Here is a 412-nt window from a genome sequence, read left to right on the forward strand (position 1 = left end):
GGTGAGGACGGCACCCTTCGGGGCTGGATGGAGGCGAAGCTGCGCGCGGAACTCGCGCCGGCTCACCTCGACGTGATCGACGAATCGCACCTGCATGCGGGCCATTCCGGCGCGCGGCCCGGGGGCGAGACCCATTACCGACTCGACATCGTCGCGTCGGCGTTCGAGGGCAAGAGCCGCGTGGAGCGGCACCGCCTGGTCAACGCTCTCATGGACGAGGCTTTCGGGCGTGGCCTGCACGCACTGGCGTTGCGCGCCCGGACCCCGGCCGAAGCTGCCTGAAGCCGGGCCTCGCCGGTCCGGCGCGGCCCAGGGGCCGGTACGAGGGATATGGCGATCGTGATTCCGGTGCGCATCCCAGAGATCATGGGTTTCTCGCTCGCGCCGGTGTGTCGGCACACAGGCGGCTGCC

At 70.9% G+C, this 412-nt stretch carries 1 protein-coding gene; it reads left to right on the plus strand.

Annotated features, from left to right (window positions below; genetic code table 11):
• Positions 1-282 (plus strand): BolA family protein (locus L6966_RS12005; RefSeq protein ID WP_237233474.1); only part of this gene is annotated, 282 nt, incomplete at its 5' end.
• Between the last annotated feature and the right edge of the window lie 130 nt (positions 283-412).

This window comes from Rothia nasisuis, from assembly GCF_928381405.1.
GTDB classification, from domain to species: domain Bacteria; phylum Actinomycetota; class Actinomycetes; order Actinomycetales; family Micrococcaceae; genus Rothia; species Rothia nasisuis.